Raw genomic sequence first — 15637 nt, 5'->3', positions numbered from 1 at the left:
CCGTCGGGTACCCGGCCGGGCGGCGGATACGACCCCGGCCGTGAGGGCGTGGCGCACGGGAGGCCGCAGGTCACGGGGAGTAGCGTCACCCGCGATGACGGAACTACCGGAAATGTCGGACACTCACGAGGTCGTCGCGCGCTACACGGCGCCCGCCCCGCGTCCCGGCCGGGCCCTGCTGCGCTGGGTCTCCACCGCCGACCACAAGGTGATCGGCCGGCTCTACATGGTCACGGCGTTCTGTTTCTTCCTGCTCGCCGGTCTGCTCGCCCTCGGGATGCGCGCGGAACTCGCCCGGCCGGGTCTGCAGTTCCTGAGCCACCACGGCTACAACCAGTTCTTCACGGTCCACGGCACGATCATGATGCTGCTGTTCGCGACCCCGATGTTCGCCGGGTTCGCCAACGCCGTCATGCCGCTGCAGATCGGCGCGCCCGACCTCGCCTTCCCGCGGCTGAACGCGCTGTCGTACTGGATGTACCTGTTCGGCGGCCTGATGGTGGTCTCCGGCTTCCTGGTGCCCGGCGGGGCCGCGGCGTTCGGCTGGTTCGCCTACGCGCCGCTGAACAGCGCCTACTTCTCCCCCGGCGCGGGAGGCGACCTGTGGGCGATGGGGCTGGTGGTCTCGGGTGTGTCGACGACGCTCACCGCGGTGAACTTCATCGCCACGATCCTGTGCCTGCGCGCGCCGGGCCTGACGATGTTCCGGATGCCGATCTTCACCTGGAACGTGCTGTTCACCTCGATCCTGATCCTGCCCGCGTTCCCGGTGCTCACGGCGGCGCTGCTGGTGCTGGAGGCGGACCGCAAGTTCGGGGCGCACGTCTTCGACGCGACGAACGGGGGCGCGCTGCTGTGGCAGCACCTGTTCTGGTTCTTCGGGCATCCCGAGGTCTACATCGTGGCGCTGCCGTTCTTCGGGATCATCTCGGAGATCATCCCGGTGTTCTCCCGCAAGCCGCTGTTCGGCTATCTGCCGATGATCGGGGCCACGATCGCGATCACCATGCTGTCGGCGGTGGTGTGGGCCCACCACATGTTCGCCACCGGCGCGGTGCTGCTGCCGTTCTTCTCCATCATGTCGTTCCTGATCGCGGTGCCCACGGGCATCAAGTTCTTCGCGTGGATCGGCACGATGTGGCACGGCTCGGTGTCGTTCGAGACCCCGATGCTGTGGTCGATGGGCTTTCTGGTGTCGTTCCTGCTCGGCGGGCTGAGCGGGGTGCTGATCGCCGCACCGCCGCTGGACTTCCATCTGACCGACAGCTACTTCATCGTGGCGCATCTGCACTACGTTCTGTTCGGCACGGTGGTGTTCGCGATGTTCGCGGGCTTCTACTTCTGGTGGCCGAAGTTCACCGGGAAGATGCTGGACGAGCGGCTCGGCAAGGTGCACTTCTGGCTGCTGTTCCCGGGGTTCCAGCTGACCTTCCTGGTGCAGCACTGGCTCGGCGAGGCCGGCATGCCCCGCCGGTACGCGGACTATCTGCCAGAGGACGGCTTCACGCTGCTCAACTCCCTGTCGTCGGCGGGCGCGTTCGTGCTGGGCGTCTCCACGCTGCCGTTCCTCTACAACGTGTGGCGCACCGCCACCACGGGCGAGAAGGTCACCCTGGACGACCCGTGGGGGTGGGGGCGCGGCCTGGAGTGGGCGACGTCCTGCCCGCCGCCGAGGCACAACTTCGTGGCGCTGCCCCGGATCCGCTCCGAGTCCCCGGCCTTCGACCTGCACCACCCGGACATCGAGAGCCCGGCCGGAGAGGAGCTGGCGCGATGAAGGCGGAGGCGATGCTGTTCGGCGGGGTCGCCGCGTTCTTCGGCGGGTCCGCGGCGCTGTACGGGATGTGGTCGCAGGACGAGACGGGCACGGTGGTGCTGGTCGTGGCGTGCGGGATGGCCGCGCTGGTCGCGTTCTTCTGCCTGATCCAGTACCGGCGCCGGGGCACCCGGGCGCAGGACCGCACCGAGGCGGAGGTGGCGGACGCGGCCGGGCCGGTGGCGTTCTTCCCCGACGAGAGCCTGTTTCCGATCGTCACCGCGCTGGGTTTCGCGCTGACGGCCACCGGCGTGGTCTTCGGCCTGTGGCTGTTCCTCATCGGCCTGGGCGTTCTGGCGCGCGGGGTGTTCGGGATGGTGTACCAGTACGCGCACCGGTGAGCGGTCTGCGCGGGGCACCGGGCCGGAACGTCTCCACGGGCTCGTGATCGGTCTCGTAGCCGCCGGTGACGCTCTGCCGGATCCGGCCCGTGGGCACGCCCTCGGCCAGCCGCTCGGTCTCGGCCGCCGTCAGGGCCCGGCACAGCCACCGGGTGACCAGGAAGGCGACGACGGGCGCCAGGACGAACGCGACGCGCAGCACCCAGGTGATGGCGTTGACGGAGACACGGAAGGTCTGGGCGATGACGTCGTTCCCGCCGGCCAGCAGCAGCACGCCGTACCACACCGTGCCCGCCACGCCGAGGCCGGTGCGCACCGGCCGCTCGCGGGGCCGGTCGCACAGATGCCGCTCGGCCGACCACTCCCCCGTCAGCCGCTGCTCCACGAACGGATAGGCGTACAGGGCGGCGAACAGCAGGCCGGGCAGGACGACCGCGGGAAGCAGGACGTTCCACATGAGGGTGTGTCCCGCGACGTTCGTCTCCCACGGCGGGACCAGCCGCAGCGCGCCCTCCAGGAAGCCGACGTACCAGTCGGGCTGGGAGGCGGTGGAGACCTGGTCGGGGCGGTAGGGGCCGTAGTTCCACACCGGGTTGACCTGGGCGATGCCCGCCAGCAGCACCAGGACGCCTGCCACGATGACGGCGAGGCCGCCGGAGGAGCCGGTGAACTGCGGGAAGAACGGCTTGCCGACGGCGTTGCGCTGGGTGTGGCCCGGTCCGCGCCACTGGGTGTGCTTGAGATACACGACCAGCATCAGGTGCAGGGCGACCAGCGCGAGGAGAACACCCGGGAGCAGCAGGACGTGCAGCGGGTACAGGCGGGTGATGATGTCGTGGGCCGGGTACTGGCCGCCGAAGACGAAGAAGGCCACGTACGTGCCGACGACCGGGATCGACAGCATGATGCCCTGCGCGATGCGCAGTCCGGTGCCGGAGAGCAGGTCGTCGGGGAGCGAGTAGCCGGCGAACCCCTCGGCCAGCGAGACCGCGAACAGGGTCACCCCGATCACCCAGTTCAGCTCGCGCGGCCGGCGGAAGGCGCCGGTGAAGAAGATCCGCAGCAGGTGCGCGCCGATCGCGGCGACGAAGACGAGGGCGGCCCAGTGGTGGGTCTGCCGCATCAGCAGTCCGCCGCGCACGTCGAAGCTGATGGACAGGGTGGAGTCGAAGGCGGCCGACATGCGCACGCCCTGCAGCGGCACGTACGAGCCCGAGTAGACGACCTCGCGCATCTCCGGCTGGAAGAACAGGGTGAGCCAGACCCCGGTCACGATCAGCACCAGCAGGCTGTACAGGGCGAGTTCGCCGAGCAGGAAGGACCAGTGGTCGGGGAACGCCTTGCGCAGCAGCGGGCCGCCCTCGATGACGGGCAGCCGGGCGTCCACCGCGTCGACGAGCCGCTCGGCGTGGCGGCCGGCACGGCTCATGCGCCCTCGGGCTCCGCCGCCGCGCGGGCCACCTCGGCCTCCACCTCCGGGCGGGGCCGGCCCGTCTCCTTCGCGAACTCGCTCAGCGCGCTCTGCACGTCCCGGTCCAGGTCCCGCCAGGCACGCAGCGCGGTCTCGTACGTGCCCGACTGGGCGCCGGTCATCCGCCGCTCGGCCGGCGGGCCGTAGGCGTCCCGCAGGTCCTCGACCGTGGCGTGGGCCGCGTCGGCCGCGCGCTGTTTCTGCACGAGTTCGTCGAAGGTGTGTGCCACACCAATCGACCCTAGGCACCCCTCCCCCGCCCCGCCTCCCGAGGCCTCACCAACCTGCCGAAACGCACCCGTGTGGCGGTCAGCGAAGGCCGTACGCCAGGGCGGTGGGCCGACGGCGAGGCGGGCACGGGGGGCCGACGATCGTCGGTGTGCCGGCGGGCCGGGGCGCTGGGGAGGGCGGGGAGTGGCGAGGGCAGGCAGGGGGCGGCGATCGCTGGTCGGCCGACGGGGCGGCGCGCCGGGGACGGGGCAGGTACAGGCACCGGGCGCCGATCGGTCACCGGGGCGGCGCGCCAGGAAACACGGATACGGGCGCCGGACAGCGGCGGTCAGCCGACGGGGCGGGTACGGGCGCTGGGCAGTGGCGGTCGAACGGCGGTGAGGGGCCGGTGATCGCCGATCAGCCGCCAGGGACAAGGCCGCCCCCTGGAAGGCCGGACGGCCGAACAAGCCCGGCAGCGGCGACGAGGGGGTGGAAGAAGACCCAGAACGGCAACCTGCCCGCGAGAGCGAGGCCCACAGCGGCTCTCCGCCGACGCGCGCGAGACCGGCCGCCACCGCATCCGCTGCCGCACCAGTCACCTCACGCCACACGACGCCGTCACGCCACGCGACGCGAGCCGCGGCTGCCGACCGCCCGGCGCCCGACACCCGGCCCGCTGTGGCGGTCAGTCCCTGGGGACGAGGTCGGCCCACACCTGTTTGCCGCCGCTGACCGGGACCGTCCCCCAGGCCGCCGACACGGCCTCCACCAGGAGGATGCCCCGGCCCCCTGTGGCCTCCCAGCCGATGCTCGTGGGCTTGACGGGGCTGCGTGGGGAGGTGTCGGCGACGGCGAGGCGCAGGCGGTGGTTGACCAGGCTCATGTCGAGGCGGACCTGGCCGTCGGTGTGCACGAGGGCGTTGGTGACGAGTTCGGAAACCACCAGCAGGGCCGCGTCCAGCGTGTCCGGCGAGACGCCCCAGACCCGCAGGGTGCGCCGGGTGAAGCGGCGGGCGTGCCGCACCGCCTCCGGCACCCGCCACACCGTCCAGCTCTCCCGCAGCGGGCGTACGGCCAGCCCGTCGTAGCGCATCAGCAGAAGGGCGACGTCGTCGCCCCGGTGTGCGCCGGTGAGCAGCGCGTCGGCGACCAGCCCGAGGTGCTCGGGGTCGGCGGCCGCCAGCTGGGCGGAGAGCCGGTCCATGCCGGCGTCCATGTCCTCGTCCGGCGACTCCACCAGGCCGTCGGTGGTGAGCGCGATCACCGTGCCGGGCAGCAGCCGCATCGGGGTCAACGGGAAGTCGGCCTGCGGCAGTACGCCCAGCGGCGGCCCGCCCTCGGCCCGCATGATCTCGGCCGTGCCGTCCGGGTGCCGCAGCACGGGCTGGAGATGGCCGGCGCGCACGCACCAGCCGGTGCCCTGCTCCACGTCGACGTCGACGTAGGCACAGGTGGCGAAGAGGTCGGTCTCCATGTCCAGGAGGAGGCGGTTGGCGAGCGCGACGACCACGTCGGGCGAGTGTCCCTCGGCGGCGTAGGCGCGCAGCGCGGTACGCATCTGGCCCATCAGCGTGGCCGCGCCCGCGTTGTGGCCCTGCACGTCACCGATGACGAGGGCCACGTGGTTGTCCGCCAGCGGGATCACGTCGTACCAGTCGCCGCCGACCTCCAGTCCTGCCGTGGTGGGCAGGTAACGGGCGACGGCGACCGCGCCGGGCAGCCGGGGCAGCCGGCGCGGCAGCAGGGTGCGCTGGAGCATGCCGACGAGTTCGTGCTCGGCGTCGAAGGCGTGGGCGCGCAGCAGGGCCTGGCCGGCGAGGCCCGCGCAGGCGGTGAGCAGGGCCCGTTCGTCGGGGCTGAAGCGGTGCGGCCGGTCCCAGCCGATCAGGCAGGCGCCGGCCATGCGGCCGCCGGCGGGCAGCGGCAGCACCGCAAGTCCCCCGGGGCCGACCTCGGCGAGCGCGGGCTCCAGTGGGGTGCCGGCGGGCCAGATCCGGGAGCGGCCCTCGCGCAGCGCGGTGGCGAGGGTGGGCATGGCGCGCACCGGCGCGTCGGGCCACTCGGTGCGCCACTCGGTGCGCCACACCTCGGGCCAGGCCTCGGGTTCGGGCGGGTCGAGGACGGTGACGACGAGCCGGTCGTTCTCCAGTTCGGCGAGCGCGAGCCGGTCGGCCTGCAGCGGCCCGCGCAGGGCGGCGACGACGGCCTTGCCGACGTCCTTGACGGTGGTGGCGGTGGCGAGGGAGGCGGCCAGGCGCTGGACCCGGGCCACGTCGGTGACGTCGGAGCGCAGGGTGGAGGCGTCCGCGACCGTGCCGACGAGCCGGGCGGAGCGTCCCTCCCCGGCGGGCAGCAGCCGGCCGCGCAGCCGCAGCCACTTGGGCGGGCCGGAGGGCTGCAGCACGCGGAACTCCAGCTCGCGGTCGCCGATCGACATGTGGTCCGCCTCGACCACGGACATCAGCGCGGGCAGGTCCTCGGGGACGGTGAGCGCCAGCAGGGTCTCCACCCGGCCGTCGAAGTCGTCCCGGGCGAGCCCGAACAGCCGCAGGATCTGGTCACCGACCTCGACCCGGCCGCTGTCCATGACGAGGCTGAAGGCGTCCGGCGGCAGCTCGCCGCCGTCGTCGGCGGGCGCGGGCGGGTGGGGTACGGCGATGGCGCGGACGACCAGCTCCAGGCAGGCGCGGTCGTCGGTGCCGAAACCGCCGGGGTGCTCGCTGACGGCCAGCAGACAGCCGCGGCCCGCCGTGCCGAGCGGCAGGGCGGCCATGGAGAAGTCCGGGGAGGGGGTGCGCCGTGCCTCGGGGCAGCCGGCGAGCTGTTCGGGACCGAGCCAGAGCGGCCGTCCGGTGCGGTGGGCCTCGGCGACGGGGGACCCTCCGGCGGCCGGATAGCCGTCACGGAGCCCGTACAGCGTGCGCGGCAGGCCCGCGGACTCGGCGAGGTGCAGCTCGGCAGGGTCGTCGCCGGGCGCGTAGACCCCGGCGAAGGCCGCCCCGGCGAACACCAGTGCCTGTTCGAGGACCCTCCGGAGTCGGTCGGGCGTGGCGGGTGCCGCGGTGAGCGTCTCCAGGGCGGCTTCGGCACGCTCCGTTCTTGTTCTGCTGACCGCAGCGCCCTCGCTCCTCACCACGTTCGCCATTACAGCGCGTGTGGGGCTCCCGCGCAGCCCCTGTGAAGGCTCGCGCTGCGCTGACGGGCCCGTTCGCTCGAAAGGCGCCGAACACATCCTTGGCCCATGAGTTCCGCACGGTGACGTCGTGGCCGAGGGGCGGAAGGTCCATGGACACGCGGTACAAGGTGTACACGCGCGCCGGCGGACACTCCTACGACACGCCCGACCGCCTCCCGGGGCGGCCGATGCGACGCGCCGCTGTTCACGACGGCGCGTCGCGCCGTCCCGGAGGCCGGCACACGGCCCGTTCCGGCGGCTTGCCGACGCCTGACCGCTCACCGCGGACGGCGCAGCCGTCCCGTCCCGCCACCGATGGTGCCCGGCGACCGGCCCAGCACTCCAGTGCCTCCTCACCCGAGGGCCCCCGGAGTGCGGCCGGGGCGCTCGCCGTGCGCGGTGCGCGCCCGCGAGGGAATCTTGTGCCCAGGATGCGCGACGCGGCCGTGCGAGGAGGTGGTCGGCGTGTCCGACGGGCCGGGACCGGCACCGGCGGCCGACGGGGCACCGGCCGCCCATCCGGTGCTCTCGCTTGCGCTGGTCTCGATGATGCAGGAGGTGCACGCGCACTTCGGCGGCCTCTACCTGCTCAGGTCCGACGAACCGGTGCTGGAGATGGCGGTGCACGCGGGCATGCCCCGGACGTTCGCGGCGCCGTGGGAGCGGGTCGGGCTGTCCGCGCCGCTCCCGGTCGCCGACGCGGTGCGCGCGCGGCGGCTGGTGTGGGTGGGCGGCGAGGAGGAGATGGCCCGCTGCTATCCGCGGATCGCGGTGGTGCTGCCGTACCCGTTCGCGCTGGCCGCGCTGCCGGTGGCGACCGACCGGAAGGTGTACGGCGCGGTGTTCGTGACCTGGCCCGGGACGCATCCGCCGGAGCTGTCCGACTGGGAGCGGGACCATCTGTGGGCGGCCTGCGACCGGCTGGCACTGCGGATGGAGCGGGCCGCGCAGGAGGACCGGCCGCTCGTCCGCGGGGCCGATGTGCTGACGGAGCCGGCGGGTGCCGTGGCGGACACGCTGGGCTCGGTGGAGGCGGCGCGGATGGTGTCCCGGCTGCCGTACGGGCTGGTGTCGCTGGATCTGCACGGCCGGATCGGGTTCGTCAACACGGCCGCCGCCGAGCTGCTCGGCAGACCGGCCGGGGAGCTGCTGGGCACGCTGATGTGGGCGTCGGTCCCCTGGCTGAACGACCCGATGTACGAGGACAGGTACCGGGGGGCGCTGCTCAGCCAGCAGATGATGTCGTTCGTGGCGCTGCGTCCGCCGGGCGAGTGGCTGTCGTTCCGGATGTACCCGAGCACGACCGGGCTGAGCGTGCGGATCAGCCGGGCCAAGGCGGTTGCGCAGATGGCGAGCGAGGCGCCGCGGGAGGAGGCGACCCCGCCGCGGCTGGTGACGATCTCCCAGGTGCTGAGCCTCGCGGGCGCGCTGACCGAGGCGGTCGGTGTGCAGGACGTGGTGCAGCTGGTCTGGGACGAGGTGGCGCCGGCGGTGGGCAGCCAGGCGATGGTGATCCTCGGCTCGCAGGGCGGGCGACTGCACGTGCTGGGGCACCGCGGCTATCGGGACCCGCACACCGTGGAGCGGTTCCACGGGCTGCCGCTGACCGAGCGGACCCCGGGCACCCATGCGCTGAACAGCGGAGTGCCCGCGTTCTTCGGCAGCCAGGAGGAACGGGAGCGGCTGTATCCGGGCCGGCAGGAGACCTCGGACGGCTTCGCGGCCTGGGCGTATCTGCCGCTGATCGCGTCCGGGCGGCCGGTGGGCACGTGTGTGCTGGCGTACGCCGAGCCGCATGTCTTCCCGGCCGACGAGCGGGCCGTACTGACGTCCTTGGGCGGCCTGATCGCGCAGGCGCTGGAGCGGGCGCGGCTCTACGACGCCAAGCACCGGCTCGCACACGGGCTCCAGCAGGCCCTGCTGCCGCACACGCTCGTGCCGCCGCCCGGCATCGAGGCGGCCGCCCGCTATCTGCCGGCCACCCACGGCATGGAGATCGGCGGGGACTTCTACGACCTGGTGCCGACGCTGCCGCTCACGGCCGCGGTGATCGGGGACGTCCAGGGGCACAACGTGACCGCGGCGGGTCTGATGGGGCAGATCCGCACCGGGGTGCGGGCGTACACCACGGTCGGGCAGGCCCCGCACGAGGTCATGAGCAGCACGAACCGGCTGCTGATCGACCTCGGCACCGAGTTGTTCGCCAGCTGCCTGTATCTGCGGCTCGACCCGGCGCGCGGGCGGGCCGTCATGGCGCGGGCGGGGCATCCGCCGCCGCTGCTGAGGCGGCCGGACGGACAGGTGCGGGTGCTGGACCTGGCCGGGGGCCCGCTGCTGGGGATCGACCCGGACGCGGTGTATCCGACGACGGAGGTGTCCCTCGCTCCCGGCGCGGTGCTCGTCCTGTACACCGACGGTCTGGTGGAGACGCCCGGGCGCGACATCGAGGACGCGCTGGTCGGCCTGGGCCGGCTGCTGTCGGAGACCGGCGCCGAGCCGCTGGAGACGCTGGCGGACGAGGTGATCCGGCACAGCGCGGCGGCCCGGACCCGGATGGACGACGTGGCGGTACTGCTGCTGCGGGCGCGCGACGACGCCTGACCACATGCGACGGTCCGGCCCTCCCGCCGGAGGGCCGGACCGTTCCCCACCGACCGGAACCGCGGGTGAGGCCGGCGGGAGACGGGGGGTGGCAGCGCGTCCCCAAGGGCAGCCCCGCCCCCAGGGAGCGCGGGGCTGCATTTGCCATGGGGCTCCGGCCGCGTGGGCGCGACCATGCACGACGCCCCCGGACGTAAGACGGCCGGTCGCGGCACCAACCTGCCGCGGCCCCCGAGCCGAGCGCTACCGCGTGCTGGTCAGGGACGACCCGTCGTTCGCGGAGCCGGCGCCGGACTGGTCGCTGCCGCTGCCGGACGGGTCCGCGGAGCCGGCACCGGCACCGGACTGGTCCCCGGCCGAGGCGGACGGGTCGGCGGAGCCGCCGGTCTGATCGCCGCCCGCGCCCTGCTGGTCGCCCGCCGATGCCGACGGGTCGGCGGAGCCCGACTGGCCGCCCGCGCCGTTGCCGGCGTTGCCCGCGTTGCCGAGGGTCGCGCCGGTGGCCTGCAGGGCGGCGGTGACCGGCTGGAAGAAGGTCTCGCCGCCGCTGGTGCAGTCGCCGCTGCCGCCGGAGGTGAGGCCGACGGCGCCGCCGTCCTGGGTGAACAGGGAGCCGCCGCTGTCGCCGGCCTCGGCGCAGACATTGGTCTGGATGAGGCCGTTGACGGTGTCGGTGGCGCCCGGGACGGTCTCGCTCGCGAAGTTCACGGTGGCGTCGAGACCGGTGACCTGGCCGTCGTGCAGACCGGTGGTGGAGCCCATGCGGAACACGGTCTCGCCGACCGTGGCATCGGCGGCCTGGGTGATCTGCACGGTCTGGCCGTTGCCGGTGTTGACCTCGCTGGGCGCCTGCGTGCTCGGGTCGTTGTACTTGACGAGCGAGAAGTCGTTGCCGGGGAACTTGGCCTGGTCCACGGTGGCGACGGGCTGGCCGTTCTGCGAGTCGGACCAGTCCTTGGCGGCGACTCCGCAGTGACCGGCCGTCAGGAAGGCGGGACTGCCGTCCGAGGCGGTGACGTTGAAGCCGAGGGAGCAGCGGACGCCACCCTGCTGGGTCTGGGCGAAGATGGCGTCGCCGCCCGAGACGAAGGTCTTGAAGGTGCCGGCGGACTTCTTCAGCGTCGCCATGCCGGAGCCGAGGCTCTGCACGGTCGACTGCAGTCTGTCCCACTTGGCGCCGGTCACGGTGGAGTCGGCGGTGACGAGAACCTTGTCGGTGCGCGGGTCCACGGCCCAGGAGGTGCCGGGGATCGTCGCCTTGGTCTTCAGCGTGCCGGCGGCGGCCTTGAGGTCGCTGGTGCTGTTCTTCACCTGCCGGACGACCGCGCCCGCCTTCTTCGCCTGCTGGATCACGTTGTTGTCGCCGGAGACCACGTTGACGACGAGTTGCTGCCTGCCGCTGTCGAAGTAGGACCCGGCGAAGGCGTCACCGAGGGCCTTCTGGAGCTGGGCGGCCAGGTTCGAGGCCTGAGTGGCCTTCAGCGTCTTCGCGGTGCCGGTGGTGCTCGACGCCTGGTTCTTGTCCTGTGAGGCGTTGGCGTTGGGCAGCAGAAGCGCCGCCGCTCCGAGGGCCGCGACACCGCCCACCGCTATCGCGGCCTTGCGCTTGGGCATTCGCTTGTGACTCAAACTTCTCGACCTCCTGGGGACGGGGGCCTGCCGCTTGCGGGCAGTTCGTATCGGGGCGCCTGGATGGCCGTACGTACGCACCGGCCGTGCGGTGTGTTCAATTCCGTTTCCCAACGGCCGTGCCGGGCGGGCGAATCGGCCACGCCCCGCGTGTCGCCGCGAGCGGCCGGGAACACTCCCCGCATGACGATGACCCCTGCCGAGGCCGACAAGATCCTCTCCACCCGCTTCGCCCCCTGGGTGCTCGATCTCGGGCTCGCCGTCGAGGCAGTGGGCGAGGACCGGGCCGTGCTGCGACTGCCCTGGTCCGAGCGGTTGGCCCGGGAGGGCGGGGGCCTGTCGGGGCAGGCCCTGATGGCGGCCGCCGACACGGCGACGGTGATCGCGGTGTCCGCCGCGCGGGGCGGTTTCGTGCCGATGACGACGGTTCAGCAGTCGACGTCGTTCCAGCGGGCGGTGACCGGTTCGGATGTCCGGATCGAAGCGGTGCTGACCAAACTGGGCCGCCGGATGGCGTTCGCGGACATCACCCTGAGCGACGCGGATTCGGGGGCGCTCGCGGCCCGGGCGAGCACGGTGTACGCGATTCTGGGCTGACACGGACTGCTACTGATCGGTAACGGTCCGTTCCGGACGCAATGTGGAATCCCTGCTTCAGGGAATCTGCACATTGAATACTCAACCAAGTCACCGTTGACCGGAGATCTGCACATCCGCACGCCCCCCGGCACTCCTTTGGTGTGGAGTGCCGGATTCGCCGTCCATTGGGCAAGAGGCCTACCGCGACGATGCCGTGCCGCATGTGAAGGAGTCGCCGACGTGGCGTGCGCACGCCTGCACGGATGCACCCCTTCGAACATCAAGTGCCCAGGTGAGAGCCCAGGTTGATTGGAAGCCCACACCCGCTGCGTGCTTTGATCCATCGCACCGCGGGGGTCGCGGCGGGCTCCCGGCGACGGGGGCCCGGCGCCCGCGGTCGCGGCCGTCCGTCTGTCCCCAGAGGGGGCCGCTCCCCCTTGTGAAATATCCATTAGGAAGGGAAGTTCCACCATGAACTCCACCCCCCAGGTCGAGACCGTCGAGATCTCGGACGCCGAGCTGGACAACGTCTCCGGCGGTCTGTCCGTGAACGCCCTCAACTCCGCCACGGGTGCCCTGAACGGCATCGCCCCGGTCTCGGGCGTGGCCGACACGGCCATCGGCACCGTCGAGGGTGTCACCGGCCTGAACGTGCAGCCGGTCACCGACCTGGTCGCCGGTCTCTGATCGCACCTCGTTGCATCGGAAGTCCCGGAGCCGTCCCTCGGCTCCGGGGCTCTCGGATGCCCTGAAACACCCGCGTCTCTCCCACAGGTGAGGGAAGTTCCGTGCAGTTCCGCCAACAGGCCCTCGCCAAGCTCCAGTCGCCGGAAGAGCTGGACCTTCCGGTGCGGCTGGCGCGCCCCCAGGGCTGGCTCGCCCTGGGCGTCACCGTCGTCGTCATGGCGGCGGCCTCCGTCTGGGCGGTGACCGGTTCGGTCGCCTCCACGGTGAGCGCACCGGCCGTCCTCACGCACGGTCAGGGCAGTTATGTGCTGCAGAGCCCGGTGTCCGGCCAGGTGACGGCCGTCCTCGCCCGGCAGGGCGAGCGGCTGCCCGCGAACGCTCCGGTCCTCAAGGTCCGTACGGCACAGGGCGATTCGGTGGTCCGCACGGTCGCCGCGGGCCGTGTCACCACGCTCGCCGCCACCATCGGCCAGATCATCCAGACCGGCACCGATGTCGCCGCCGTGGAGAAGATCGCGCACGCCTCCGACCCGCTGTACGCCACCGTGTACGTCCCCGCCCAGAACGCCGCCGCCATCCCGGCGCACGCCTCCGTCGACCTCACCGTCTCCTCGGTGCCGGCGCAGACCTACGGCGTGCTGCGCGGCCGGGTGAAGTCGGTGGACCGGACCGCGCAGTCCGCACAGTCGATCTCCGCGTTCCTCGGCGACAGCCAGCTCGGGCAGCAGTTCACCGGCAAGGGCCGCCCGGTGGCCGTACTGGTCGCGCTCGACACGTCGACGGCCACCAAGAGCGGTTACCAGTGGTCCACCAGCGACGGGCCGCCGTTCCGGCTCGACTCCATGACGCTCGCCTCCGGTTCCGTCAAGCTGGCCGACCAGCACCCGATCGATTGGCTGCTCCCGTGACCGCCACGCAGGAACGCGGCCGCAGACGCGCCGCCCCGGCCAAGCGCCCGGTCCCCAAGCCCCGTGGCGGCACGGTCCGTACACCCACCGTGCTCCAGATGGAGGCGGTCGAGTGCGGCGCCGCCTCGCTCGCCATGGTCCTCGGCCACTACGGCCGGCACGTCCCCCTGGAGGAACTGCGCATCGCCTGCGGCGTCTCCCGCGACGGCTCGCGCGCCTCCAATCTGCTGAAGGCGGCCCGCAGTTACGGCCTGACCGCCAAGGGCATGCAGATGGACCTGGCCGCCCTCGCCGAGGTGCAGGCACCGGCCGTCCTATTCTGGGAGTTCAACCACTACGTCGTCTACGACGGCATGGGCCGCCGCTTCGGCCGGCGCGGCGTGTACATCAACGACCCCGCCAAGGGCCGCCGTTTCGTGCCCATGGAGGAGTTCGACGGAAGCTTCACCGGTGTGGTGCTGGTGATGGAGCCGGGCGACGGCTTCAGCAAGGGCGGCCGCAAGCCGGGCGTGCTCGGCGCGATGCCGGCCCGGCTGCGCGGCACCGCCGGCACCCTGCCCGCCGCCGTCCTGGCGAGCCTGCTGCTGGTCGCGGTCGGCGCCGCCGTGCCCGCGCTCAGCCGCACCTACATCGACACGTTCCTCATCGGCGGCCGGACCTCCCTGCTGGGCGTGCTGTTCGCCTCCATGGGCACCTGCGTCCTGCTCACCCTGGTGCTGACCTGGCTCCAGCAGGCCAACCTGCTGCACGGCCGGATCATCTCCTCCACCCTCTCCAGCGCCCGCTTCCTGCGCCATCTGCTGCGGCTGCCGGTGACGTTCTTCGCCCAGCGCTCCCCCGCCGACCTGGTGCAGCGCCTGCAGTCCAACGACCAGGTCGCCGAGACCCTGGCCCGCGACCTCGCGGCAGCCGGCGTGGACGCGATCGTCGTCGTGCTGTACGCCGTGCTGCTCTACACCTACGACCCGCAGCTGACGTTCGTCGGCATCGGCGTGGCCCTGTTCAACGTGGTCGCCATGCGGCTGGTCGTACGGCTGCGCGCGACCCGTACGGCGAAGCTGCGCGCGGACACGGCACGGCTCACCAACACCTCGTACACCGGTCTTCAGCTGATCGAGACGATGAAGGCGACCGGCGGCGAGGACGGCTTCTTCCGCAAGTGGGCCGGGCAGCACGCCACCACGCTGGAGGAGCAGCAGCGGCTCGGGGTGCCGAGCGCCTGGCTCGGGGTGGTCGCGCCGACGCTCGCCACGTTCAACAGCGCGCTGATCCTGTGGATCGGCGGCCTGCGCGCGGTCGAGGGGCACATCTCGGTGGGGCTGCTCGTCGCCTTCCAGGCACTGGTCACCCGGTTCACCGCCCCGCTCACCCGGCTCAACGGCGTGGCGGGCCGCATCCAGGACTTCGCGGCCGACGTGGCCCGGCTGAAGGACGTGGAGAACTTCCAGGCCGACCCGCTCTACGCCCGCCGGGGCGGCGCCGATTCCACGCGCCGGCTGCACGGGCACGTCGAGCTGGAGAACGTCACGTTCGGCTACAGCCCGCTGGACAAGCCGCTGCTGAGCGGCTTCGACCTGACCGTGGGCCCGGGGCAGCAGGTGGCGCTGGTCGGCGGGTCCGGCAGCGGCAAGTCCACGGTGTCCCGGCTGATCTCGGGCCTGTACGCGCCGTGGGACGGGGTGATCCGCATCGACGGGCGCCGCCTCGAGGACATCCCGCGCGGCGCGCTCGCCGCCTCCGTCTCCTTCGTCGACCAGGACGTGTTCCTCTTCGAGGGCTCGGTGCGCGACAACGTGGCGCTGTGGGACCCGTCGATCCCGGACGAGGCCGTGGTGGAGGCGCTGAAGGACGCGGCGCTGTACGACGTGGTGATGCGCCGGCCGGGCGGCATCCACAGCAAGGTCGAGCAGGACGGCCACAACTTCTCCGGCGGCCAGCGGCAACGGCTCGAGATCGCCCGCGCCCTGGTCCGCAGGCCGAGCATCCTCGTCCTGGACGAGGTGACCAGCGCGCTGGACGCGGAGACCGAGCTGGTCGTGATGGACAACCTGCGCCGGCGCGGCTGCGCCTGCGTGGTGATCGCGCACCGGCTGAGCACGGTCCGCGACAGCGACGAGATCGTGGTGCTCCAGCACGGCACGGTCGTCGAACGCGGGCGGCACGAGGAGCTGGTGGCGCACGGTGGCACGTACGCCGCGCTGGTCAGGGAGCGTTGAG

Annotated in this window: 11 protein-coding genes; 7 read left to right on the top strand and 4 right to left on the bottom strand. The window is 72.5% G+C overall.

Annotation, left to right across the window (positions count from 1 at the left end):
• Positions 1 to 112: 112 nt before the first annotated feature.
• Positions 113 to 1777, top strand: coding sequence for a cytochrome c oxidase subunit I (ctaD, locus tag SRB17_RS10705; protein WP_153537112.1), 1665 nt, complete (start codon positions 113 to 115; stop codon positions 1775 to 1777).
• Positions 1774 to 2157, top strand: coding sequence for a cytochrome c oxidase subunit 4 (locus tag SRB17_RS10700; protein ID WP_153537110.1), 384 nt, complete (start codon positions 1774 to 1776; stop codon positions 2155 to 2157). The genes ctaD and SRB17_RS10700 overlap by 4 nt, the downstream gene beginning before the upstream one ends.
• On the opposite strand, the gene SRB17_RS10695 is transcribed toward SRB17_RS10700, so the two are convergent.
• The 3 genes from SRB17_RS10695 to SRB17_RS10685 all read right to left on the bottom strand — a co-directional run bounded on the left by SRB17_RS10695 (position 2093) and on the right by SRB17_RS10685 (position 6986).
• A complete protein-coding gene (locus SRB17_RS10695) occupies positions 2093 to 3586 on the bottom strand; it encodes a cytochrome b (RefSeq protein ID WP_153537108.1) in 1494 nt (497 codons plus the stop codon). The two genes, SRB17_RS10700 and SRB17_RS10695, sit on opposite strands and share 65 nt — an antisense overlap.
• Positions 3583 to 3858, bottom strand: coding sequence for a hypothetical protein (locus SRB17_RS10690; protein ID WP_323375269.1), 276 nt, complete (start codon positions 3856 to 3858; stop codon positions 3583 to 3585). The genes SRB17_RS10695 and SRB17_RS10690 overlap by 4 nt, the downstream gene beginning before the upstream one ends.
• Positions 3859 to 4526: 668 nt before the next feature.
• Positions 4527 to 6986: a SpoIIE family protein phosphatase gene (locus SRB17_RS10685; protein ID WP_153537106.1), complete on the bottom strand. Its 2460-nt coding sequence runs from the start codon at positions 6984 to 6986 to the stop codon at positions 4527 to 4529.
• Positions 6987 to 7472: 486 nt separating this feature from the next.
• On the opposite strand from SRB17_RS10685, the gene SRB17_RS10680 reads away from it, so the two are divergent.
• Positions 7473 to 9617: a SpoIIE family protein phosphatase gene (locus SRB17_RS10680; protein ID WP_416237037.1), complete on the top strand. Its 2145-nt coding sequence runs from the start codon at positions 7473 to 7475 to the stop codon at positions 9615 to 9617.
• A gap of 243 nt (positions 9618 to 9860) precedes the next feature.
• On the opposite strand, the gene SRB17_RS10675 is transcribed toward SRB17_RS10680, so the two are convergent.
• Positions 9861 to 11246, bottom strand: coding sequence for a S1 family peptidase (locus SRB17_RS10675; protein WP_416237036.1), 1386 nt, complete (start codon positions 11244 to 11246; stop codon positions 9861 to 9863).
• Between the two features lie 183 nt (positions 11247 to 11429).
• Here SRB17_RS10675 and SRB17_RS10670 point away from each other — a divergent pair, with 183 nt between their 5' ends.
• The 4 genes from SRB17_RS10670 to SRB17_RS10655 all read left to right on the top strand — a co-directional run bounded on the left by SRB17_RS10670 (position 11430) and on the right by SRB17_RS10655 (position 15636).
• A complete protein-coding gene (locus tag SRB17_RS10670) occupies positions 11430 to 11843 on the top strand; it encodes a PaaI family thioesterase (RefSeq protein WP_153537102.1) in 414 nt (137 codons plus the stop codon).
• A gap of 453 nt (positions 11844 to 12296) precedes the next feature.
• Entirely contained in the window at positions 12297 to 12512 is a 216-nt protein-coding gene (locus tag SRB17_RS10665; protein WP_153537100.1) for a type A2 lantipeptide, read from the top strand.
• Between the two features lie 101 nt (positions 12513 to 12613).
• Positions 12614 to 13420 (top strand): HlyD family efflux transporter periplasmic adaptor subunit, encoded by an 807-nt coding sequence (locus tag SRB17_RS10660; RefSeq protein ID WP_323375267.1) that lies wholly within the window; start codon positions 12614 to 12616, stop codon positions 13418 to 13420.
• Positions 13417 to 15636, top strand: a complete 2220-nt coding sequence (locus tag SRB17_RS10655) for an NHLP family bacteriocin export ABC transporter peptidase/permease/ATPase subunit (protein WP_323375266.1) — start codon at positions 13417 to 13419, stop codon at positions 15634 to 15636. The genes SRB17_RS10660 and SRB17_RS10655 overlap by 4 nt, the downstream gene beginning before the upstream one ends.
• Position 15637: the final 1 nt, after the last annotated feature.

Source organism: Streptomyces sp. RB17, from assembly GCF_009604455.1.
Classification (GTDB): Bacteria; Actinomycetota; Actinomycetes; order Streptomycetales; family Streptomycetaceae; genus Streptomyces.
The sequence above is the reverse complement of the archived record's forward strand: the minus strand, read 5'-3'. Positions and strand labels throughout refer to the sequence as shown.

Bases quoted from the DNA above. Each gene is read 5' to 3' on its own strand.
- ctaD (WP_153537112.1), top strand. From the start codon at position 113: ATGTCGGACACTCACGAGGTCGTCGCGCGCTACACGGCGCCCGCCCCG.
- SRB17_RS10700 (WP_153537110.1), top strand. From the start codon at position 1,774: ATGAAGGCGGAGGCGATGCTGTTCGGCGGGGTCGCCGCGTTCTTCGGC.
- SRB17_RS10695 (WP_153537108.1), bottom strand. From the start codon at position 3,586: ATGAGCCGTGCCGGCCGCCACGCCGAGCGGCTCGTCGACGCGGTGGAC.
- SRB17_RS10670 (WP_153537102.1), top strand. From the start codon at position 11,430: ATGACGATGACCCCTGCCGAGGCCGACAAGATCCTCTCCACCCGCTTC.
- SRB17_RS10685 (WP_153537106.1), bottom strand. From the start codon at position 6,986: ATGGCGAACGTGGTGAGGAGCGAGGGCGCTGCGGTCAGCAGAACAAGA.
- SRB17_RS10665 (WP_153537100.1), top strand. From the start codon at position 12,297: ATGAACTCCACCCCCCAGGTCGAGACCGTCGAGATCTCGGACGCCGAG.